This window comes from Comamonas composti DSM 21721, assembly GCF_000429845.1.
Lineage (GTDB): Bacteria > Pseudomonadota > Gammaproteobacteria > Burkholderiales > Burkholderiaceae_C > Comamonas > Comamonas composti.
Genome location: NZ_KE386971.1, coordinates 163701 through 184171, shown reverse-complemented (window position 1 = coordinate 184171; position 20471 = coordinate 163701). Strand labels below are relative to the sequence as shown.

The 20471-nt window shown below is 65.7% G+C and carries 16 protein-coding genes; 9 read left to right on the top strand and 7 right to left on the bottom strand.

Annotation, left to right across the window (positions count from 1 at the left end; all coding sequences use genetic code 11):
• Positions 1 to 24: 24 nt before the first annotated feature.
• The gene (locus tag G486_RS0117790; protein ID WP_027016736.1) at positions 25 to 1254 is read right to left on the bottom strand and encodes an amino acid ABC transporter substrate-binding protein; all 1230 of its coding nucleotides are present in this window, start codon (positions 1252 to 1254) and stop codon (positions 25 to 27) included.
• A 304-nt stretch (positions 1255 to 1558) separates the two neighbouring features.
• Here G486_RS0117790 and G486_RS22775 point away from each other — a divergent pair, with 304 nt between their 5' ends.
• The 4 genes from G486_RS22775 (at position 1559) to G486_RS23770 (ending at position 5409) form a co-directional block, all read left to right on the top strand.
• Positions 1559 to 2548 (top strand): AraC-like ligand-binding domain-containing protein, encoded by a 990-nt coding sequence (locus G486_RS22775; RefSeq protein ID WP_051303660.1) that lies wholly within the window; start codon positions 1559 to 1561, stop codon positions 2546 to 2548.
• Positions 2549 to 2651: 103 nt separating this feature from the next.
• Entirely contained in the window at positions 2652 to 3566 is a 915-nt protein-coding gene (locus G486_RS0117780) for a bestrophin family protein (protein ID WP_027016735.1), read from the top strand.
• Between the two features lie 94 nt (positions 3567 to 3660).
• The gene (locus tag G486_RS0117775; protein ID WP_027016734.1) at positions 3661 to 4791 is read left to right on the top strand and encodes a JmjC domain-containing protein; all 1131 of its coding nucleotides are present in this window, start codon (positions 3661 to 3663) and stop codon (positions 4789 to 4791) included.
• A 330-nt stretch (positions 4792 to 5121) separates the two neighbouring features.
• Complete coding sequence (locus G486_RS23770) at positions 5122 to 5409, top strand: hypothetical protein (RefSeq protein WP_034388323.1); 288 nt, start codon at positions 5122 to 5124, stop codon at positions 5407 to 5409.
• Between the two features lie 228 nt (positions 5410 to 5637).
• Here G486_RS23770 and bamC read toward each other — a convergent pair whose 3' ends face one another.
• From bamC to G486_RS0117745, 5 genes are all read right to left on the bottom strand, one after another.
• Positions 5638 to 6747 carry an outer membrane protein assembly factor BamC gene (gene bamC / locus G486_RS0117765; RefSeq protein WP_027016732.1) on the bottom strand — a complete coding sequence of 370 codons (1110 nt, stop codon included), beginning with the start codon at positions 6745 to 6747 and terminating at the stop codon, positions 5638 to 5640.
• A 42-nt stretch (positions 6748 to 6789) separates the two neighbouring features.
• Positions 6790 to 7686: a 4-hydroxy-tetrahydrodipicolinate synthase gene (gene dapA / locus G486_RS0117760; RefSeq protein ID WP_027016731.1), complete on the bottom strand. Its 897-nt coding sequence runs from the start codon at positions 7684 to 7686 to the stop codon at positions 6790 to 6792.
• Between the two features lie 157 nt (positions 7687 to 7843).
• Positions 7844 to 8398 (bottom strand): class I SAM-dependent methyltransferase, encoded by a 555-nt coding sequence (locus G486_RS0117755; RefSeq protein WP_027016730.1) that lies wholly within the window; start codon positions 8396 to 8398, stop codon positions 7844 to 7846.
• 41 nt (positions 8399 to 8439) lie between these two features.
• Positions 8440 to 8592, bottom strand: a complete 153-nt coding sequence (locus G486_RS24140) for a hypothetical protein (RefSeq protein ID WP_156920089.1) — start codon at positions 8590 to 8592, stop codon at positions 8440 to 8442.
• 7 nt (positions 8593 to 8599) lie between these two features.
• Positions 8600 to 9823, bottom strand: coding sequence for an MFS transporter (locus tag G486_RS0117745; RefSeq protein WP_027016729.1), 1224 nt, complete (start codon positions 9821 to 9823; stop codon positions 8600 to 8602).
• A 139-nt stretch (positions 9824 to 9962) separates the two neighbouring features.
• Here G486_RS0117745 and G486_RS0117740 point away from each other — a divergent pair, with 139 nt between their 5' ends.
• The 4 genes from G486_RS0117740 to G486_RS22760 all read left to right on the top strand — a co-directional run bounded on the left by G486_RS0117740 (position 9963) and on the right by G486_RS22760 (position 17101).
• Positions 9963 to 11945 carry a DNA topoisomerase IV subunit B gene (locus tag G486_RS0117740; RefSeq protein WP_027016728.1) on the top strand — a complete coding sequence of 661 codons (1983 nt, stop codon included), beginning with the start codon at positions 9963 to 9965 and terminating at the stop codon, positions 11943 to 11945.
• A 192-nt stretch (positions 11946 to 12137) separates the two neighbouring features.
• A complete protein-coding gene (locus G486_RS22765) occupies positions 12138 to 12965 on the top strand; it encodes a lytic transglycosylase domain-containing protein (RefSeq protein ID WP_034388386.1) in 828 nt (275 codons plus the stop codon).
• A gap of 35 nt (positions 12966 to 13000) precedes the next feature.
• Positions 13001 to 15382 (top strand): DNA topoisomerase IV subunit A, encoded by a 2382-nt coding sequence (gene parC, locus G486_RS0117730; protein WP_027016727.1) that lies wholly within the window; start codon positions 13001 to 13003, stop codon positions 15380 to 15382.
• Between the two features lie 180 nt (positions 15383 to 15562).
• On the top strand, positions 15563 to 17101 hold the full coding sequence (locus G486_RS22760) for a methyl-accepting chemotaxis protein (RefSeq protein WP_034388384.1): 1539 nt from the start codon (positions 15563 to 15565) through the stop codon (positions 17099 to 17101).
• A 66-nt stretch (positions 17102 to 17167) separates the two neighbouring features.
• On the opposite strand, the gene G486_RS0117720 is transcribed toward G486_RS22760, so the two are convergent.
• Positions 17168 to 17626, bottom strand: coding sequence for a RidA family protein (locus tag G486_RS0117720; protein ID WP_027016726.1), 459 nt, complete (start codon positions 17624 to 17626; stop codon positions 17168 to 17170).
• Positions 17627 to 17990: 364 nt separating this feature from the next.
• Between G486_RS0117720 and G486_RS0117715 the strand changes: the two genes are divergently transcribed.
• On the top strand, positions 17991 to 20420 hold the full coding sequence (locus tag G486_RS0117715; protein ID WP_051303659.1) for a ComEC/Rec2 family competence protein: 2430 nt from the start codon (positions 17991 to 17993) through the stop codon (positions 20418 to 20420).
• Positions 20421 to 20471: the final 51 nt, after the last annotated feature.

The window sequence follows — 20471 nt, the reverse complement described above, 5'->3', positions numbered from 1 at the left end:
ATGACGTGGGGCTCAGGCGCGGGCTCAGTTCTTCCATGCGGGCTTGGGGATCAGGGCGGGCCTGGCGCCTTCGCGTGTGGCGGGGGCGATGCCGTGGAACTCGCCGTCCTGCCATTGGCCCACGTACCAGAGCTTGGTCAGCATCTGGTTGTCCAGCTTCACGGGGCCGATCACGGTCTCGAAGCGGCCGTTTCGCAGCTCCTGGGTCACGGCCGCACGATCGATTCTGCCCACGCGCTCTATGGCCTGCTGCAGCATCTGCAGCGCCGTGTACTGGATGGTGCTCGCAAAACGGTCGGGCTCATAGCCGGCCAAGGCCTTGTGGCGGCGGAAGTAGTCGCGGATCAAGGGGCTGTCGAAATCCACGCCGCCCGGCGCCATGATGGCTTGCACGTCGGTGCCGAACTTTTGCTTGAACATCGGAAACTGAGCGCCCACGCCGAGAAACATGATCTTCGGGGCCAGGCCCTGCAGGCGCGCCTGCTCGGCGAGCAGCATGCTGTCGGGCGGGTAGGAGAAGGCGATGAAGCTGTCCGCCGCCTTGTGCCGGACCTCGCCGATCAAGGGCGCGAGATCCTGGCTGCCTATGGGGTAGCTCTTGTCATAGACCAGCTCGAAGCCGTGCCGCGCCGCCGCCTTGCGCGCGGCCGTGGCCAGCTCCACGCCAAAGCCGTCGGCGATGTGGGCCAGCGCAAGCCGGCTGTCTATCCGGCCCTGGTCCCTGGCGCGGGCCAGAACGCCGAGCAATTGCTCGGCATAGGCGGCGCTCGTGCCCAGGAAGAAGAAGGCATGCTTCCAGCGCTGAACGAGCTCGGGCGCCTTGTCGGTCACCGAGGTCGCGGCCAGCAGCGGGTATTGGTGTTTCTCGTAGGTCGGCGCCACGGCCAGATTGCTGGCCGTGCCCCAGGGCGGCAGCACGAAATCCACCTTGTCGTGGGTCATGAGACGCTCGGTGGCGCGCACGGCCTCCTCGGCGCTGGAGCGGTCGTCATATTCGACGACCTCCACGGGCACGCGCTTGCCATAGGCCTTGAGCATGAGGCCGCCGGCGGCATTGATCTCCTCCACCCAGAGTCTGTAATTCGGTGTCACCGTGGCCGCCGTGCCGCCCGCATTGGGGCCGGTCTTGGCAACCGCCCAGCCGATGCGCACCGTCTTCGGGGCCTGCTGCGCCAGCGCCGGCGGCGCACCCCAGGCGATCAGGCAGGCAGCGGCCAGGCTGCGCACCCAGAGGTGTTTGCTTGCTGTGTCCATGCTTGCTCTCCTGTGCTGTCGGTTGGGGCTCCCCTGCGGCCTGGCCGGGCATATGGGTCTGGACTGTGGGCCGGGGATGGGGTCATGGTAGGAGTGAATATCCAGTGCTGCTGTACGCCCGGTGCACAGCGCGCATGACGAATCGTGCAGGCGGCCTAGGGTTTACCCGTTTTCTGTGATCCTGGATGCTTAAGAGCGTGTTCACGCTCTAAGGGAAAGTGCAAGGCTGTTCCCGGGGCGTGATTTCCGATAATCGGCCCATGCCGGCCGTGTGCCGGCCACTGGTGGAAGGAGACCTGCAGACATGACCGATGCCATGGTGTTGAGCACCGACGGCCTGCCGCAGCGCGAGACGGCGCCTGCCTGGCATGCGTGGATGGCCCGTTTGTTCGCAGGGCTGGAGACGGATTTGTACGGCGACAGCCGCTTCGAAGGCCATGTGCGCGTGGCAAATGCGGGCGACCTGGTACTGACGCGGCTGGAGGCCGGACGCCACCGCGTGATCCGCAGCCTGCAGGGCCTGCGCTCCCATGAGTCGCCCTATCTGAAGATCGTCGCTCCCTGGAAGGGCACGGCCTGTGTGAGCCAGCAAGGCCATGAAAGCAGCGCCAGCGCGGGCAACTGGGTGATCTATGACACCACGCGTGCATACGAGGTGGCCAATCCTGGCTGGTCCGAGCATCTGATCGTGATGCTGCCGCGCCAGGCCATCGTGGAGCGCGGCATACGGCTCGAAGGCCTGATGGGGCGCAATGTGGGAGGCAGCTCGGGCATTGCGCGCATCGCGCTGGAGGCCATGCGCAGCACCTACCAGGAGCTGCCGGGGATGGCGCCCGCGCTTGCGCGGCGCGCAGGCGAGCTGCTGGTGGACATGGTGCACCTGTCGCTGCAGGAGCTTGCAGGCCAGGGCACGGCTGGCACGCAAAAGCTCGCGCTGCAGGACCGCATACGCGCCCATGTGATGGCGCATCTGCGCGATCCCGGCCTGTCGGTGGAGGCGCTGGCCGCCGCGCTCAACTGCAGCAAGCGGCATTTGCACAATGCGTTTGCTGACAGCCAGCTGAGCCTGGGGGTCTTCATACAGCACAGCCGCCTGGAGCTGTGCATGCGCGATCTGCTCAGGCCCGAGCTGGCCCAGCGCACGATCACGGATATCGCCATGGACTGCGGCTTTGGCTCCAGCGCGCATTTCAGCCGCGCCTTCAAGGCCTATACGGGGCTGTCGCCCTCGGACTTCAGGGCCATGGGGGCGGGCGCGCAGTCGCCCTGCGGCGCCCGCAGGCCAGGCGCCTGACCGCTGCAGGCACGAGGCCTACAATGCGGCGCGGTAGCCCGCTGCTGTCCTGGGCTTTGTGCCCGCGTGGCCTTCCCTCCCCCTATCGATTGCGAGTTTGCAGATGATCGTCCGGCCTCCGATGCACTGGTTGCGCATGCTGTTTGTCTGGCGCGGCTCGGTGCTTCCCAAGATTGCGCCGCAACTGATCGCCACCACCTTGTTTGCGCTGGCCGTGACCTTTGTGCATGGTCGTGTGCTGGACTGGAAGGTGTCGCTGAACTTCGTGCCGTTCTCGCTCATCGGGCTGACGCTGGCTATTTTTCTGGGCTTTCGCAACGGCACCAGCTATGCGCGCTACTGGGAGGCGCGCACGCTGTGGGGATCGGTGCTGATCGAGTCGCGCTCGCTGACACGCCAGGCGCTGACGCTGTGCCGCAACCCGGCCCAGGCACAGATCCTGGCACTGCGCCTGTGTGCGTTTGCCCATGCGCTCAAGCACCAGCTGCGCGGCAGCGATGGTGCCGCCGACATGGCGCGTTTTTTGCCGCCCGCCGACTGCCAGCGCCTGGCCCTGGCGCGCTTCAAGCCTGCCATGGCCCTGCTGCTGGCCGGTGAGTGGCTGGGCGACCGGATGCAGGCCGGCGAAGTGCCGCCCCCGGTGGTGCCGGCGCTGGAGGCCTCGCTCAGCCATCTGAGCGGCGCCCTGGGCGGCTGCGAGCGCATTGCGAGCACGCCGATCCCGTTCACCTATGCGGTCATCATCCACCGCTGCATCTACCTGTATTGCTTCTGGCTGCCCTTTGGCCTGCTGGATGCCATAGGCTGGATGACGCCGGTCATCGTCTGCTTCATCGCCTACACGTTTTTTGCGCTGGAAGCCCTGGGCGCGGAGATCGAGAACCCTTTCGGCAACGAGCCCAACGACCTGCCCCTGGGCGCCATCTCCCATGGGATCGAGTCGTCGGTGCTGGACATGCTGGGCGAGCCGCCGCGCACCGAGGCGCCGGTGGTCGAGCGGGGCTTCATCCTCGACTGAGGGCCGCAGGAGCAGGCGCGGATAACCGAGAAAACGGTCTGGCTGCAGCTGCATAGGACAATGCCGGCCATAGATTGATTTTGCGGACCTCTTCATGGACACGAACACTCCGCTTGCCCTTCTGGGCGGGCTCACGGCTTCCCAATTCATGCGTCGCCACTGGCACAAGAAACCCTTGCTGGTGCGCCAGGCGATTCCTGGCTTCAAGCCGCTGCTGAATCGTGCCCAGTTGCTGTCGCTGGCCGGCGCAGACGGGGTCGAGGCACGCCTGATAGAGCAGTTGGGCGACGGCCGCTGGAAGCTCTCGCACGGTCCTTTCCCGCGCCGCAGGCTGCCCTCGCTGACCCAGCCCGGCTGGACCGCGCTGGTGCAGGGCGTGGACCTGCATCTGCAGTCCGCCCATGAGCTGCTGCAGCAGTTCCGCTTCGTGCCCGATGCGCGCATGGACGATTTGATGATCAGCTTTGCCACCGACCAGGGCGGCGTGGGCCCGCACTTCGACAACTACGATGTGTTCCTGCTGCAAGCCCATGGCAGGCGCCGCTGGCGCATAGGACGGCAGAAGAATCTGGCGCTGCAGCCCGATGTGCCGCTCAAGATACTCGCCCAGTTCGAGCCCGAGGAAGAGCATGTGCTCGAACCTGGCGACATGCTGTACCTGCCGCCCAAGTGGGCGCATGACGGCGTGGCCGAAGGCGAGTGCATGACCTACTCCATAGGCTTCAGGTCGCCCGCGCGGGACGAATTGGCGCGCGAGTTGCTGCTGCGCATGTCGGACGAGCCCGATGAGCCCGAGACGCCCGTGGTCTACAAGGATGCGGGCCAGTTGGCGGTGGAGCAGCCGGGCGCGATTCCCGTGGAGCTGCATGCGTTTGCCCGCCAGGCGCTGGAGCGTGCCCTGGCCGAGCCGCTGGCGCTGGAGCGCGCGCTGGGCGAGTACATGAGCGAGCCCAAGCCGAATGTCTGGTTCGAGCATGGCGACGAGAGAGGCATGTTCGAGAGCGTGGTGCTGGACAGGCGCACGCGCATGCTCTATGACGCCAGGCACATCTTCATCAACGGCGAGAGCTATCTGGCCGGCGGGCGCGATGCGACGCTGATGCGCAAGCTGGCTGACACCCGCAGCCTGTCGCGAGCGGACCTGGCCCGTGCCAGCGATGATGCGTTGGAGCTGCTCTCCTCATGGTTCGATTCGGGCTGGGTCCGCGCAGGTGACGAGGGCTGAATTGCTTCTTTGAGATGACGTAGGCGGGCTTGCAACACGCTGTTGTAAAAACCCGTTTTTCGTGATGTCAGGAAATTGACAGTTGTCATGGCTTGGCCCATAGTGCGTCTCCAAGGCAAGTCCGACTTGCTCGGTCCGGTTCGCCGGGCTGTGATGGATGGGGACATTTTCGTGACTGTCAGTATTAGTCAGCATTGACGAAACAACCCTATAATCCTCCCCGTGTCGAACCTTTGACGGTTCTGCCTTAGCGATCAATGGTTGCGAATCGCTGACCGTGATGGCAAATCCGAACAATGACTTCTTACTCTTAATCGTTAGGAAACTGTGATGAAGAACTCTTTGATCCTGGCTACCGTGATTGCTGCTGCTGCCCTGGCCGCCTGTGGCGACAAGAAGGATGCAGCTCCTGCCGCTGAAGCTCCCGCTGTCGAGGCTCCTGCTGCTCCCGCCGTTGAGGCTCCTGCTGTTGAAGCTCCTGCCGCTGAGGCACCTGCTGCCGACGCAGCTCCCGCCGCTGAAGCACCTGCTGCCGACGCCGCTCCTGCCGCTGAGGCACCTGCTGCCGACGCAGCACCCGCAGCCGAAGCTCCTGCTGCAGAAGGCGCTGCCAAGTAATTGGCAAGCCCTGACCCCGGACCTGTCCGGGGCCAATAAAAAACCCGCGCCAGAGGCTGCGGGTTTTTTATTGGCCGTTTCTTCGGAAGCAAGGCCGCTCAGATGGCTTGCCAGGCCGCCTGTTGAGATAACGGCCCGAGAGCGTGAACATGCTCCGTGACAATAACAAAAACGGCCGCTCGCAGGCGGCCGTTTCCAGGCAATGCGCTCCTTGGCTGGAGCGTCTGTTTATTTGAGGTCGTCGGTGATCACGCGAATAATGCGCTGGGCATTGTTCGAGGTCTCGGGCTGGCCCTGGGCATTGAGCACCGTGACCATGGATTGCTGGCCTTGCTCGCGCACCTGGATCTGGTATTTGACCGGAGGGGCCGCATCGGGCTTGCTGCTGAACAGCTTGCCGAAAAAGCCCTTGGACTCTGCCTTGGCATCGGGCGCCACGTAGCGCACGTAGTAGATGCCGCGGCTGCGGTCGCGGTCTTCCACGGTAAACCCTGTGCGGTCCAGGGCCAGGCCCACACGACGCCAGGCGCGGTCAAAGCTTTCGTCGATCTCCAGCACGGGCTGGTTGTCTACGCCGCTGGTCATGCGCACGCCGGCTGCAGCAGTCGTGGCCGCTGCCTGGGTAATGGCCTGGGCCTGCTCCTGGCTGACACCCAGCTTGACCATGAGACGGCGCAGGAACTCGGTTTCCAGCTCGGGGTCCACGGCACGCGGCTGCCAGATGGTCTGGTCCTTGTTGCTGTTGGTATAGACCTCCTGCATGCCGCGATGCGTGATGTAGATCTCGGTCGTGCCATCGGTGCCGCGCTCCATGCGGGTGCGGAAGCGATCGCGCTCGCTGGTCGAGTACAGCGAATCGAACACCTTGCCCAGGGTCTTGCGGATCACGTCCTGAGGCAGTTTGGCGCGGTTTTCGGCCCAGTCGGTCTCCAGGATGCCGAGCTGGCGGTCTTCGGTGGTGAAGATGAAGCCGTTTTCGAGCCAGAAGTCGCGTACGGGCTCCCAGAGCTTGTCGGCCGGGCGCTTGACGACCAGCCAGCGCTGCTCGCCGCTGCGCTCAATGCGCACATCGCCCACGCTGGCGGCTGCGGTCTGGCCTTCGTCGGGCTTTTGGTTCTTGGCGCCGGCTTCCAGTGCAGCGGCCGAGACCACGCCGCCAGGCACGGCATAGCGGGAGTCGTTGGTCAGCTGGGTCAGATCCGGCGGCACCTCCAGCGAGGGCGCCTGATTCTTGCCTGCGCTCTTGTAGTCGATCTTGCTTTCTTCAAACGTGGTGGTACAGGCCGACAGGCCTATGGCCAGGCTCAGCAGGCTCAGTCTTGCGATGGGCTGTTTCACGCGAATATCCTTGCGTTGGTTCGGTAGGGCTGGTGGCTGTGTTCAGAGCAGGCCGCTTGCATTCAGTGCGGCTTCCACCGTGGCTTCCAGATTCTTGCTCAGCGGTGTCATGGGCAGGCGCATGGCAGGGCCGCACAGGCCCATGCGGGCTGCAGCCCATTTCACCGGAATGGGGTTGGCTTCGATGAAGAGATTTTTGTGCACGGGCAGGAGACGCAGCTGAATCTCCATCGCGCGGCGCACATCGCCGGCCAGCGCTGCCTTGCAAAGCTCGCTCATGAGACGCGGAGCGATGTTGGCCGTGACGCTGATGTTGCCATGGCCGCCGCACAGCATGAGGGCCACGGCCGTCGGGTCGTCGCCCGAGTACACGCCAAAGCCCTGGGGAACATCGCGTATCAGCCATTGGGCACGCTCTATATTGCCCGTGGCCTCCTTGATGCCCACGATGCCGGGCACCTGGGCCAGGCGCAGCACGGTGTCGTGCTGCATATCGGCCACGGAGCGGCCGGGGACGTTGTAGAGGATCACGGGCAGGTCGCCCACGGCTTCGGCAATGGCCTTGAAGTGCTGGTACTGGCCCTCTTGCGTGGGCTTGTTGTAGTAGGGCACGACCTGCAGCTGGCTGTTGGCGCCGACCTTCTTGGCGTACTTGGCAAGCTCGATGGCCTCATGCGTGCTGTTGGCGCCGCAGCCGGCCATTACGGGCACGCGTCCTGCAGCCTGTTCCACGGACACGCGAATGATTTCGCAGTGCTCCTCCACGTTGACGGTGGGGGATTCTCCGGTCGTGCCGACAACGCCTATGCAATCCGTGCCCTCGGCGATATGCCAATCGATGAGTTTTCTCAGAGACGGGTAGTCAACGCTACCGTCCTCGTGCATGGGTGTGATAAGGGCAACAATGCTGCCGGTAAGAGCGACGGAGGGTGATGTCATGTCCGCAATCTGAAACGGGAAAAGTCCATTCTACAAACAGGCTCCTGTAAAGCCTGTGCGGTTTGCCGGCGGCTGTGCCGGCACCCGGCGTTCTTGCCTGCAGGTCGGCAAGCGCGAAAGGCAAAAGGGCGATTTTAAGTGCAATTGCCGGCGATGCTCATATCGGAGTTTTGGGGGCGAGGGCTGCCACTTGGGCGGCGTTCACGGAGCCCGGGCGGACCACGGCAATGCGCTGCACCACGCGTTCCGGCGCATGCAGCAAGCCGTGCTCATAGGCCGCAATATTCCAGTCTGAGAACACCTGCAGCAGCTCGCCCGGGGCGAGCAGGAAGTCCGGGCGGGAAGGCTTGCCATAGGCCTCGTTGCCCTGGGCAAAAGTCTCATAGAGCAGAACTCCACCCGGTGCAACGCTGGCCAGGATCTGCGGCCACAGAGGTCGCCAGAGATAGTTTGTGACCACTACAGCGTCGAACTGCCTGCCCGGCAAGGGCCAGGGGCCGTTCTCTATGTCGGCACACAGGACTTCACCCAGGGCGTGCAGCTCCTGCAGGGCCTGGGCATCGCGGTCCACGCCCGTGACCTGGTGGCCCAGAGCCTGCAGCCAGCGCAGGTGGCGGCCATGGCCGCAGGCCAGGTCAAGCACGCTGCCTTGTGGTGTCAGCAGATGGGCCCAGCGTTGAATCCAGGAAGAGGGTGGGGTTGTCTTGAGCATGAAAAACGTGCAAGAAAAGGTCAGGCGATGCAGGCCGTCGGCTAGAAACAGGCCCAAAGCTGATCCGCCATGCCGAGAACAAAGTCCGGCCGAAGATAAAGCATGAACACCAGGCCCAGTATCAGGGCCAGGCCCAGCCAGGCCGTGAGGCGCAGCAGGCGGCGCATGAGGGCGTTGGCTTGTGGGGCAGGCATAGGTAGCTCAGGCGGCCTGGGGCAGGCCGGGGCGGGTCACGGGGGTTTCGCGCACAGGCAGGTTGACCAGGGCTGCGAAGACCCCGAGGGCAACCGACAGATACCAGGTCACGTCATAGCTGCCCGTGTGATCGTAGAGATAGCCGCCTAGCCAGACACCGAGAAAGCTGCCCAACTGGTGGCTGAAGAACACCATGCCGCCGAGCATGGACAAGTGCTGGACCCCGAAGATCTGGGCTACGGTGGCATTCGTCAGGGGCACGGTGGACAGCCACAGCACGCCCATGGCAGCCGAGAAGATATAGACCGACCATGGCGACAGCGGGGTGAGCAGAAAAATCACCGTGACCACCGAGCGTGCGATGTAGATCGTGGACAGAAGATAGCGCTTGGGCATGCGCTGGCCCAGCATGCCGGCCACATAGGTGCCGCCGATGTTGAACAGGCCCACCAGGGCCAGCGCAATGCTGGCCACTTGCGGCGCCAGCGCATGGTCCTTGAGATAGCTGGGCATGTGCACGCCTATGAACATGACCTGAAAGCCGCAGACGAAGTAGCCGCCCGTGAGCAGCAAAAAGCTGGGGTTGCGCAAGGCCTCGCGCAGCGCCTCGGCCACGCTCTGACCGCGTGCAGGTGCTGCTGCGCCCTGGGAGAAGCCGGGTTCGCGCAGGCCAAAGGCCAGCGGGATGATGAGCAGAATGCAGACCGCAAGCACGAGCAGGGCGTTGGACCAGCCCAACTGGGCGATGAGCGAGCCTTCCACGGGCATCATGAAAAACTGGCCAAAGGAGCCGGCCGCGGCCGTCACGCCCATGGCCCAGCTGCGCCTTGCCGCAGGAATCTGCCGGCCCAGCACGCCATAGATCACCGCATAGGTGGTGCCGGCCTGGGCCGCGCCTATGAGCAGGCCGGCTGTCAGCGCAAACCAGGTGGTGGTGGGCGACAAGGCCATGCCGGCCAGGCCCAGAGCATAGAGCAGGGCGCCTGCGATCAGCACGCGGAAGGCGCCAAAGCGATCTGCCAGCATGCCGCCGAAAATGCCGATCACGCCCCAGGACAGGTTTTGTATGGCAATGGCCAGCGCAAACGATTCCCGCGTCCAGCCCATCTCCTGGGTCATCGGCTGCAGCCACAGACCAAAGCCGTGGCGTATTCCCATGGACAGCGTGACGACTGCGCCTCCGCACAGCAGTATTTGCGTCATGGACATGGCTTGGCGGTTTTCTTGCATGGCGGCACTGTAGCGAAACTTTGCAAAATGCGTGTGCCGGCTTGGCGTTTGCGCGGGTTGGCAGCAAGCTCTGTTTTAATGCTCAACAACTGTGAATGTATCCAGCGTTCTCTTGAGCAGCACACTACAATCCGCCCCCATGGCAGCTAAACCCTCTCAAACATCCGCCAGCGATTACGGCGAAGGTTCAATCCGCGTGCTCAAGGGCCTGGAGCCCGTCAAGCAACGCCCCGGCATGTATACGCGCACGGACAATCCCCTGCACGTTCTGCAAGAGGTCGTGGACAACGCGGCCGACGAGGCCCTGGCGGGCTTTGGCAAGAAGATCCGCTTCATCATCCACGGCGATGGTTCGTTCAGCGTCGAGGATGACGGCCGCGGCATTCCCTTCGGCCTGCACCCCGAGGAAAACGCGCCCGTGGTCGAACTGGTGTTCACGCGGCTGCATGCAGGGGGCAAGTTCGACAAGGGCAAGGGCGGGGCCTACAGCTTCTCGGGCGGCCTGCACGGGGTTGGCGTGTCGGTCACGAATGCCCTGGCCACGCGGCTGGAAGTGGCCGTGCACCGCGAAGGTCAGGTGGCCAGCATCGTGTTTTCGGGCGGCGACGTGATCGAGCCCCTGAAGATACGGCCGCTGGCCAGCGGCGAGCGCAAGCAGGGCACGACCGTGCGCGCCTGGCCCGATGCGCGCTACTTCGAATCACCCCAGCTGCCCATGGGCGAGCTCGTGCATCTGCTGCGCAGCAAGGCCGTGCTCATGCCCGGCGTTTCGGTCAGTCTGATCAACGAAAAAACGCGCGACACCCAGACCTGGCAGTTCAAGGGCGGCCTGCGCGACTACCTGCAGCAAAGCCTGCACGGTGAGCCTGTGATTCCCCTGTTCGAGGGCGAGGGCTTTGCCGACAAGCACCATGACAGCTTTGCCGAAGGCGAAGGCGCGGCCTGGTGCGTGGCCTTCACCGAAGACGGTGCGCCGCTGCGCGAAAGCTATGTGAACCTGATCCCGACCACGGCCGGCGGCACGCACGACAGCGGCCTGCGTGACGGACTGTTCCAGGCCGTCAAGGCCTTCATCGAGATGCATGCGCTGTGCCCCAAGGGCGTGAAGCTCATGCCCGACGACGTGTTTGCGCGCGCCAGCTATGTGCTCTCGGCCAAGGTGCTGGACCCGCAGTTCCAGGGCCAGATCAAGGAGAGGCTGAACTCGCGCGATGCCGTACGCCTGGTCTCGGGCTTTGTTCGCCCGGCGCTGGAGCTGTGGCTCAACGAGCATGTGGACTGGGGCAAGAAGCTCGCCGAAATCGCGATCAAGGCTGCCCAGACACGACAAAAGGCCGGGCAGAAGGTGGAAAAGCGCAAGGGCTCGGGCGTGGCCGTGCTGCCGGGCAAGCTCACCGATTGCGAAAGCCGCGACATCAGCCTCAACGAGGTTTTTCTGGTCGAGGGCGACTCGGCTGGCGGCAGCGCCAAGATGGGGCGCGACAAGGAGACCCAGGCCATACTGCCGCTGCGGGGCAAGGTGCTTAATACCTGGGAGGTGGACCGCGACCGGCTGTTCGCCAACAACGAGATCCACGATATTTCCGTGGCCATAGGCGTGGACCCGCACGGGCCGCAGGATACGCCCGACCTCTCGGGCCTGCGCTACGGCAAGGTCTGCATTCTCTCGGACGCCGACGTGGACGGCTCCCATATCCAGGTGCTGCTGCTCACGCTATTTTTCCGCCACTTCCCCAAGCTCATCGAGGCCGGCCATATCCATGTGGCCCTGCCGCCGCTGTTCCGCGTGGACGTGCCCGCACGCGGCAAAAAGCCGGCGGCCAAGATCTATGCGCTGGACGAGGCCGAGCTCGGCAGCATTCTGGATAAATGCGCCAAGGACGGTGTGGCGCGCGACAAGTGCCAGATCAGCCGCTTCAAGGGCCTGGGTGAGATGAATGCCGAGCAACTGTGGGAGACCACGCTCAACCCAGACACGCGCCGTCTTTTGCCCGTGCAGTTCATGAACCTGGACTTTGCGGCCGCCGAGCAGGTGGTCACCAAGCTCATGGGCAAGGGCGAGGCGGCCGCGCGCCGCGAGCTCATGGAGCTGCATGGGGATGCGATCGAGGTGGATATATAGACATGAAGCATCCCCTGAGTCGCTTGCGCGCCTTGCCCCTCTCTCTTCGGGAGGGGGACGACAGCCTCGCTGCGGGGCGGCCCTTGCTCGCAGCCCCCTGCTTTGGGCCACGCCGGTTTTGTGCGCAGCGCCCCTGGACTTGCTCCCTCGCCCCTTTGGGGCGAGGGCTGGGGTGAGGGGCTGGCCGGCATGATGCAGTGCGTGACTTCAGGTACAGGCCATGCGGGCGCGGCTTTGCGGCGTCTGCTGCAGCGCCTGGGTTTTGCCATGGGCTTGACCTGGGCGCTCATGGGCATGGCCCATGCCGACCTGTGGGCCTTTGTGGACGAGGCCGGGGTCACGCATTTCGCGGGCGAGGCCCTGGACGAGCGCTACAAGCTGTACTTTCGCGGCGCTGTCTATGACAGCAGCGCGCCAGGGTTGCAGCCCGGGCGCGATGACGATGCCGGCGAGCAGCTTCGGGCGCGCACGCGCATGCAGAGCTTTTTCGATATCTCGCCGCGCTACAAAAGCGTGCGCGAGCATTTGCGCAGGGCGGCCGACAACACGGGCGTGGACTACGACCTGCTCAAGGCCGTGATCGCCGTGGAGTCGGGCTTCGATGCCCAGGCCGTCTCGCCCAGGGGCGCGGTCGGCCTGATGCAGCTCATGCCGGCCACGGCCCAGCGCTTTGGCGTGGCTGCAAGCCAGCAGCGCAGCCTGGAGCAGCAACTGGCCGATCCCGGCGTCAACGTGTCCGCAGGGGCACGCTATCTGAACTATTTGATAGGTCTGTTCCCGGACCGGCTGGACCTGGTGCTGGCGGCCTACAACGCCGGAGAAGGCGCGGTGCAGCGTGCGGGCCAGGCCATTCCCCCGTTTCGGGAAACTCGCAACTATGTGAAGGCCGTGCTGGGGATTTATGAGCAGTTGCAGGCCGGCGGCCTGAATGCCAGGGCGGTGACGAAGGCCGCATCTGGAGGGCGCCTGCGCATGACGCTGCGGGCCGCGCCGCCTGACGGCGCTGCGCTGCTGCACTGAGCCGTATTCACCGTATTTTTTGAGATCAGGTTTTTATGAGCGATCAAACCACGCTGGAGTTGGCATCAACGGGCGATGCCCTGGATCTGGGTCAGTACGCGCAACGCGCCTATCTGGAATATGCGCTGTCGGTGGTCAAGGGCCGGGCCCTGCCCGATGTCAGCGACGGGCTCAAGCCCGTGCAGCGGCGCATTCTCTATGCGATGGACCGCATGGGCCTCAGCTATGGCGGACCCAGCCGCAACCAGGCGGCCAAGCCCGTGAAGAGCGCGCGCGTGGTCGGCGATGTGCTGGGGCGCTTCCACCCCCATGGCGACCAGTCGGCCTATGACGCGCTGGTGCGCATGGCCCAGGACTTCAACCAGCGCTACCCGCTGGTCGATGGCCAGGGCAACTTCGGCAGCCGTGACGGTGACGGCGCAGCGGCCATGCGCTACACCGAGGCGCGGCTGTCCAGGATCACCAGTCTGCTGCTCGACGAGATCGACATGGGCACGGTGGACTTCGTGCCCAACTACGACGGCTCGACCTCCGAGCCCCAGCAGTTGCCGGCGCGCCTGCCGTTTTCGCTGCTCAACGGCGCCAGCGGCATTGCCGTGGGCCTAGCCACGGAAATCCCCAGCCACAATCTGCGCGAAGTGGCCGATGCCTGCCTGGCGCTGATCAAGAAGCCCCAGCTCTCGGACGAGGACTTGTTCGCGCTGATTCCCGGCCCCGACTATCCGGGCGGCGGCCAGATCATCAGCAGCAGCTCGGACATCCGCGATGCCTACCGCACGGGCCGCGGCAGCCTCAAGCTGCGTGCGCGCTGGAAAATGGAGGAGCTCGCGCGTGGCCAGTGGCAGATGGTGGTCACCGAGCTGCCGCCCGGCGTCTCGGCGCAGAAGGTGCTCGAGGAAATCGAGGACATCACCAATCCCAAGGTCAAGACCGGCAAGAAGGCGCTGAGCCAGGAGCAGACCCAGCTCAAGGCCAGCATGCTGGCCGTGCTCGACGGCGTGCGCGACGAGTCCAGCAAGGATGCGCCCGTGCGCCTGGTCTTCGAGCCCAAGACCGGCAAGGTGCCGCAGCAGGAGCTGATCACGGCGCTGCTGGCCCGCACCAGCCTGGAGTCGTCGAGCTCCATCAACCTGACCATGATCGGCCTTGATGGTCGGCCCGTGCAGAAAAGCCTGCGCCAGATGCTGGAGGAGTGGATAGCGTTTCGTCAGACCACGGTCACGCGCCGCAGCCAGCACAGGCTGGAGAAGGTGTTGGACCGCATCCACATCCTCGAAGGCCGCCAGGCCGTGCTGCTCAATATCGACAAGGTGATCGCCATCATCCGCGCCAGCGATGAGCCCAAGCAGGCGCTGATCGATGCCTTCAAGCTGTCCGAGCGCCAGGCCGAGGACATTCTGGAAATCCGCCTGCGCCAGCTGGCGCGCCTGGAGGCCATCAAGATCGAGCAGGAGCTCAAGGAGTTGCGCACCGAGCAGGCCAGGCTCGAAGACATTCTGGGCAGCGACAGCGCGCTGCGCCGCCTGATCTGCAAGGAGATCGAGGCCGATGCCAAGCAGTTTGCCGATGCGCGCCGCACGCTGATCCAGGAGGAGAAAAAGGTCGTGGCCGAGGTCAGGGTGGTGGACGAGCCCGCCACGGTCATCATCTCCGACAAGGGTTGGGTGCGCACGCGCCAGGGCCATGGCGTGGATGCGGCCACGCTGAGCTTCAAGGCCGGCGACAGCCTGCACGGCATCTTCGAATGCCGCACCGTGGACCAGCTGCTGGCCTTCGGCAGCAACGGCCGCGTGTACTCGGTGCCCGTGTCCCAGCTGCCCGGAGGGCGCGGCGACGGCCAGCCCGTGACCACCTTGATCGAGCTCGAAGCCGGCACGCAGATCCTCTACTACTTCGCAGGCGCCGAGAGCACGCAGCTGCTGCTTTCGGGCTCGGGCGGCTATGGCTTTCTGGCCCAGGTGGGCGACATGGTCTCGCGCCAGAAGGCCGGCAAGGCCTTCATCAGCCTGGGGGAAGCCGAGACGCCTTGCGCGCCCTCGGTGGTTCTGGGCGTGCCCATGGGGGCGCGTGCCGAGCCCCAGGACGGGGAGCAGGGCGCCGGCCTTTTGCTGGCGGCCACGCATGTGGTTTGCGCTTCCGTGGGCGGGCGCATTCTCACGTTCGAGATCGCCGAGCTCAAGGCCATGCCCAAGGGCGGGCGCGGCCTGATGCTGCTGGGCCTCGAAGACAAGGACAGCCTGGCCGGTGCGGCCGCCTATACGCGCAGCATCCGCCTGGACGGCCTGGGGCGCGGCGGCAAGGCGCGCAGCGAAACCCTGGAAATTCGCAGTCTCAACAATGCGCGCGGAGTGCGCGGGCGCAAGGGCAAGGCTGCCGACCTGGGCTTCAAGCCGCAAAGCGTGACGCGCGTGGAGTAAGCGCCCTGCGGCAGAGCGCGCGTTGACGCGCTCTGCGGCGCTGCCGCAGCGCAGCGGCCGTGGACACGTTCCGAGGCCGGGTCGCGACTCGCGTGAACTGGAGCAGGATTCCGGCGGTTTTTGGGCTTTTCCGAATCTCAAAGTTTGTCACCATGGCGGTATTGGCTTTGGGAGACGGGAATGCTGCGAATTCGCATGGTGCAAAAGCTGTGGCTGGCCGTGTTCGCGATTGTTGCGGCCTTGGTCGCCGTGCTGGGCATGGCGGGCTACAGGTCGGCCTCGGTGCAGACGGTGTCGAATGCCAAGGCCGCCGAAATGGGCGTGCGCGTGGATGCCGCCGTGCGCTGGATGGGGCTGACCGAGACCAATGCCGTGCGCACCAAGGCGCTGGTCGTGAGCAGTGATCCCGTGGTCGAGGATGAGTTCAAGTCCGCGATCGCCGAGACCACGGCGCGCATCACCGAGGTGCAGAAATCCCTGGAAGCCATGGCCTTGAACCAGGCCGACCGGCTGCAGATGGAAAAGATTGCAGCGGCCCGCAAGACCATGATCGACTTGCGTGGCAAGGCACGCGAGCTCAAGGCTCAGGGCCTGCATGAAGAGGCCGTGAGCCTGGTCAGGCAGTCCTACGATCCGGCCGTGGTCGCCTATCTAAAGACGCTCCAGGAGTTCGTGCAGATGCAGCAGCAGGCCGCACAGGTCAGCGCGCAGGAGATGGCGGTGGAGCGTCTGCTGACCGTCAAGCTGGCGGCCATGGCCGTGGCCGCTTTGCTGTTGGCCATCGTGATGGGTGCTTATTTTCTGATCGGCAGCATCCAGGCGCCTCTGGCCCAGGCGCAGGCCTTGGCCGCGCGTATCGCCCAGGGAGACTTGAGCGCCAGGCAGCAGGTGAGGCGCACCGATGAGTTCGGCGATCTGCTGCGCTCGCTGTATGCGATGTGCGAGGCCTTGTCGGCCATGGTGCAGCAGGTGCGCTCCAGCACCGACCGCATTGCGCTGGCCAGCACCGAGATCGCCTCCGGCAATCAGGACCTGTCCACGCGCACCGAGCAGACTTCGAGCAATCTGCAGCAGACCGCCGCTGCCATGGAGGAGTTCACCAGCACGTTGCAGCAAAGCGCGGACAGCGCCCGCCAGGCCAGCAGCCTGGCCGAAGGCGCTTCGGCGGTTGCAAGACATGGCGGCGAGGTCGTGGCCCAGGTGGTCGAGACCATGCAGGGCATCAACGAGAGCAGCCGCAAGATCTCGGACATCATCGGCGTGATCGACTCGATTGCCTTTCAGACGAACATCCTGGCGCTGAATGCCGCGGTCGAGGCCGCGCGTGCAGGCGAGCTGGGCAAGGGGTTTGCAGTGGTCGCCGCCGAGGTGCGCAGCCTGGCCCAGCGCAGCGCCGAGGCCGCCAAGGAGAGCAAGCAGTTGATCAGCGCATCCGAGGTGCGCGTCGAAGGCGGGGCGCGCCTGGTGCAGCAGGCCGGGCAGACCATGAGCGAGATCGTGGAGTCGGTGTCGCGCGTCACCGCCATGATCGGTGAAATCACGGCGGTCTCGGGCGAGCAGAGCACCGGGGTCAGCCAGGTGAACCAGGCCGTGAGCGAGCTCGATCGCATGACCCAGCAGAACGCGGCCCTGGTCGAGCAAAGCGCGGCTGCGGCCCAGAGCCTGAGAGACCAGGCCCAGCAGCTGATGGCCAGCGTGGCCGTGTTCAAGACGGCCTGAGTCCGGGCTTAGAACGTGTTCAAGATCTCTACGCAGGCGCGCCGCGAGGAGATCGTGGGCACGTTCTTAGTCGAGCTCGGCCACCAGATCGATTTCCACGCAGGCGCCCATGGGGTTCTGGGCCACGCCAAAGGCGCTGCGCGCATGGGTGCCGCGTTCGCCGAACACCTGGCCCAGCAGTTCGCTGCAGCCGTTGGCCACCAGGTGCTGCTCCGTGAAGTCCTGCGTGGAATTGACCAGGCACATGAGCTTGACGATGCGGCGCACGCGGCTGAGATCGCCGCCTGCCGCATGCTGCAATGTGCCCATCAGGTCGATGGCGATGGCGCGGGCCGCGCTCTGGCCTTCGGCGGTCTGCATGTCCAGGCCCAGCTTGCCGGCCCAGGGCTTGCCGTCCTTGCGCGCGATGTGGCCGCTCAGAAAGACCTGCTTGCCGCTTTGCACGTAAGGCACGTAGGCGGCTGCGGGAATGGCCAGCGGGGGCAGTTCTATGTTCAGGGCTTTGAGTTGGTCGTAAACGCTCATGGATTCTCCTTTGAATGTGGTCATGCGGTGGATGCCGCAACGCCGGGCAGTGTGACACAGGCAGGCACGGCTGCAGACGATGGTCCTGCTCGTGGCGCGCAGAGGTTCTGGACAGCTTCTCAAGCGGTACTTCTGAAACAGTAGCTGCTACCGCTTTCCCCTATTCGATTTCAGACACTAAATAGCTTGAAAGTGTTATGTATCAAGCGCTAATAGCTATGAAAATCATGGTTTTTTAATTCTGAAGCCCCGGGTCAGGACATCAGGGATAGCGCTGCCACTGCGCGCCCGGTGGCAGCGCTAGCATGAGGGCATGACCGCTGCCGGGCCTGCTCTTGCACCTCGTTTCGTGCCGTCCAGAGGCATGGCAGCAGCGCTTGGAGCCGTGGCTGGTGCGGGCTGGCAGGTCTGTCAGGGCGGGCTCTGGCCCGCAGCCGCCTATCTGCTGCAGATGCTGCTGGGGGCCGGCCTGCTGGGCGGCCTGGTGCTGAGGCCGTGGCGGCACTCGGGCCGGGCCGTGCAGGCCCTGTGCTGGGCCCTGGCTGCAGGCTTGCTGGTCGCGGGCATGAGCGGCTGGCGCGCCCAGAGCTTTGCCGCCCGCATCCTGCCCGCGCAGCTTGAGGGGCAGGATTTGCAGGTGCAGGGCCTGGTGGCCTCCCTGCCCCAGGTGGGCGAGCAAGGCCAGCGCTGGCGGCTGGCCGTGGAGCAGGTCTGGCGCGACGGGCGGAGCCTGCCTCTGGCGGCGTTTCCCGAGCTGATCGACGTTGCCTGGTATGCGCCGCGCGCATCCCAGGCCGGGGCCCTGGATGCCGGGGCCGGGCATGAAGAGCTGCGCCCCGGGCAGCGCTGGCTTTTCACGCTGCGGCTCAAGCGCGTGCATGGCGCACGCAATCCCCATGGTTTCGATTACGAGCTCTGGCAGTGGGAGCAGGGCGTGCAGGCCACGGGCTATGTGCGCGAGCGTCCGCCGGCGCGGCTGCTCGCATCCACCCCGGCCTACCGCGTGCAGCGCTGGCGCCAGCAGATGCGCGCGGCGATTCTTGCAGGCAGCGCCGGCCTGCAGTCGTGGACCGGCGGCGACGAAGCGCGGGCCGCGCGCCTTCTGGGCGTGGTCGCCGCGCTGGCCATGGGCGATCAGCAGGCCATCAGCCGAGATGACTGGGCGCTGTTTCGCCATACCGGCGTGGCCCATCTGATGAGTATCTCGGGCCTGCACATCACCTTGTTCGCCTGGCTGGCCGCGCAACTGCTGAGGCGGGTGTGGCGCTTGAGCGCGCGTGCCTGCCTGTGCTGCCCGGCGCCGCTGGCGGCCCTGGTGGGCGGCGTGCTCCTGGCGGCAGGCTATGCGCTGTTCAGTGGCTGGGGCGTGCCGGCCCAGCGCACGCTGTGCATGCTGGCCACGGTGGGCCTGCTGCGGGCTCTGGGCTTGCGCTGGCCCTGGCCTGCGGTCTGGTGCACGGCCCTGGCCGTGGTGGTGATCGCCGATCCCTGGGCGCTGTGGCAGGCGGGCTTCTGGCTGAGCTTTGTGGCCGTGGGCGTGCTGTTTGCCACCGATGGCCCAGGCCGCGATGAGCTCAGGCCTGCGTTGGCGCACAAAGCCTGGCGGCTGTGGACCGAGCAGGCGCGCATCTCCACGGCGCTGGCGCCGCTGGGCCTGCTGCTGTTCGGCCAGATGTCGCTGGCCGGGCTGCTGGCGAATCTGCTGGCGATTCCCTGGGTGACGCTGGTGGTCACGCCCCTGGCCTTGCTGGGCGCCCTGTGCTCGCCGCTGTGGGGGGCTGCGGCCCTGGCGCTGGTGCCGCTGGACGGTTTGCTGCGTCTGCTTGACGGCTGGGCCTGGGCCGTGCTGTACCTGCCCCAGCCGCCGCTGGGCATCAGCCTCGTGGCGATTGCAGGCGGGCTGGCCCTGGTCGCGCCCTGGCCGCGCACCTGGCGCCTGTGGGGGCTGGTCTTGTGCCTGCCTGCGCTGTGGTGGCCTCTGGCCAGGCCCAGGCTCGGGGAGTTCGAGCTGCTGGCCGTGGACATAGGCCAGGGCAATGCGGTGCTGGTGCGCACGGCCGCACATGATCTGCTCTATGACGCCGGGCCCTCGCATGGTGCGCAGTCGAATGCGGGCGAGCGCGTGATCCTGCCCCTGCTCCAGTCCCTGGGCGTGAGGCTGGATGCGCTCTGGCTGAGCCACAGGGACAGCGACCATACGGGCGCAGCCCTGGCCCTGCATGCGAGTCAGCCGGCAGCGCAGGTCTGGGGATCGGATTCGGTGATCGGCGAACCGGCCCTCGCTGGGCTGGCCCCGGTGAGGCGCTGCGAGGCCGGGCAGCGCTGGCAGTGGGATGGGGTGGAGTTCGAGGTCCTGCACCCGCCCGCCGCCTGGTCCCCGGAGCTGGGACGCCCCAGCTCGAATGCGGGCAGCTGCGTGCTGCGGCTGCGGGCTGGCAGCGGCGCTGTGGCCCTGATGGCCGGTGATCTGCAAGCCGCGCAGGAGAGCGCGCTGCTCAGGGCCGGCCGCCTGCAGCCCGTGGACTGGCTGCTGGTGCCGCACCACGGCAGCCGCACTTCGTCCAGCCCCGGCTGGGTGCGGGCGCTGAGGCCGCGCTGGGCCGTGATCCAGGCCGGCTATCGCAACCGCTACGGCCACCCGGTGGCCGAGGTCGTGCAGCGTTATGAGGACCAGGGGACGGCGGTGGTGCAGTCATCGCGCTGCGGAGCCGCGCACTGGTCTTCGGAGCGGCCACGGGACATGGGCTGCGAGCGCCAGCTTTCCGCGCGTTACTGGGATTTGCACAGGCCTTGAGGCCAGGAGGAGCTTGATGAGCGTGCTATCAATTTGCAGAATTTCTGGCCA

Excerpts from the sequence above, each read along its gene's own strand:
- G486_RS0117790 (WP_027016736.1), bottom strand. The coding sequence starts at position 1,254 with ATGGACACAGCAAGCAAACACCTCTGGGTGCGCAGCCTGGCCGCTGCC.
- parC (WP_027016727.1), top strand. The coding sequence starts at position 13,001 with ATGAGCGATCAAACCACGCTGGAGTTGGCATCAACGGGCGATGCCCTG.
- G486_RS0117720 (WP_027016726.1), bottom strand. The coding sequence starts at position 17,626 with ATGAGCGTTTACGACCAACTCAAAGCCCTGAACATAGAACTGCCCCCG.
- dapA (WP_027016731.1), bottom strand. The coding sequence starts at position 7,686 with ATGACATCACCCTCCGTCGCTCTTACCGGCAGCATTGTTGCCCTTATC.
- G486_RS22765 (WP_034388386.1), top strand. The coding sequence starts at position 12,138 with ATGCAGTGCGTGACTTCAGGTACAGGCCATGCGGGCGCGGCTTTGCGG.
- G486_RS24140 (WP_156920089.1), bottom strand. The coding sequence starts at position 8,592 with ATGCCTGCCCCACAAGCCAACGCCCTCATGCGCCGCCTGCTGCGCCTC.
- G486_RS0117745 (WP_027016729.1), bottom strand. The coding sequence starts at position 9,823 with ATGCAAGAAAACCGCCAAGCCATGTCCATGACGCAAATACTGCTGTGC.
- G486_RS0117715 (WP_051303659.1), top strand. The coding sequence starts at position 17,991 with ATGGCAGCAGCGCTTGGAGCCGTGGCTGGTGCGGGCTGGCAGGTCTGT.
- G486_RS0117780 (WP_027016735.1), top strand. The coding sequence starts at position 2,652 with ATGATCGTCCGGCCTCCGATGCACTGGTTGCGCATGCTGTTTGTCTGG.
- G486_RS23770 (WP_034388323.1), top strand. The coding sequence starts at position 5,122 with ATGAAGAACTCTTTGATCCTGGCTACCGTGATTGCTGCTGCTGCCCTG.
- G486_RS22760 (WP_034388384.1), top strand. The coding sequence starts at position 15,563 with ATGCTGCGAATTCGCATGGTGCAAAAGCTGTGGCTGGCCGTGTTCGCG.
- G486_RS0117755 (WP_027016730.1), bottom strand. The coding sequence starts at position 8,398 with ATGCTCAAGACAACCCCACCCTCTTCCTGGATTCAACGCTGGGCCCAT.
- G486_RS22775 (WP_051303660.1), top strand. The coding sequence starts at position 1,559 with ATGACCGATGCCATGGTGTTGAGCACCGACGGCCTGCCGCAGCGCGAG.
- G486_RS0117740 (WP_027016728.1), top strand. The coding sequence starts at position 9,963 with ATGGCAGCTAAACCCTCTCAAACATCCGCCAGCGATTACGGCGAAGGT.
- G486_RS0117775 (WP_027016734.1), top strand. The coding sequence starts at position 3,661 with ATGGACACGAACACTCCGCTTGCCCTTCTGGGCGGGCTCACGGCTTCC.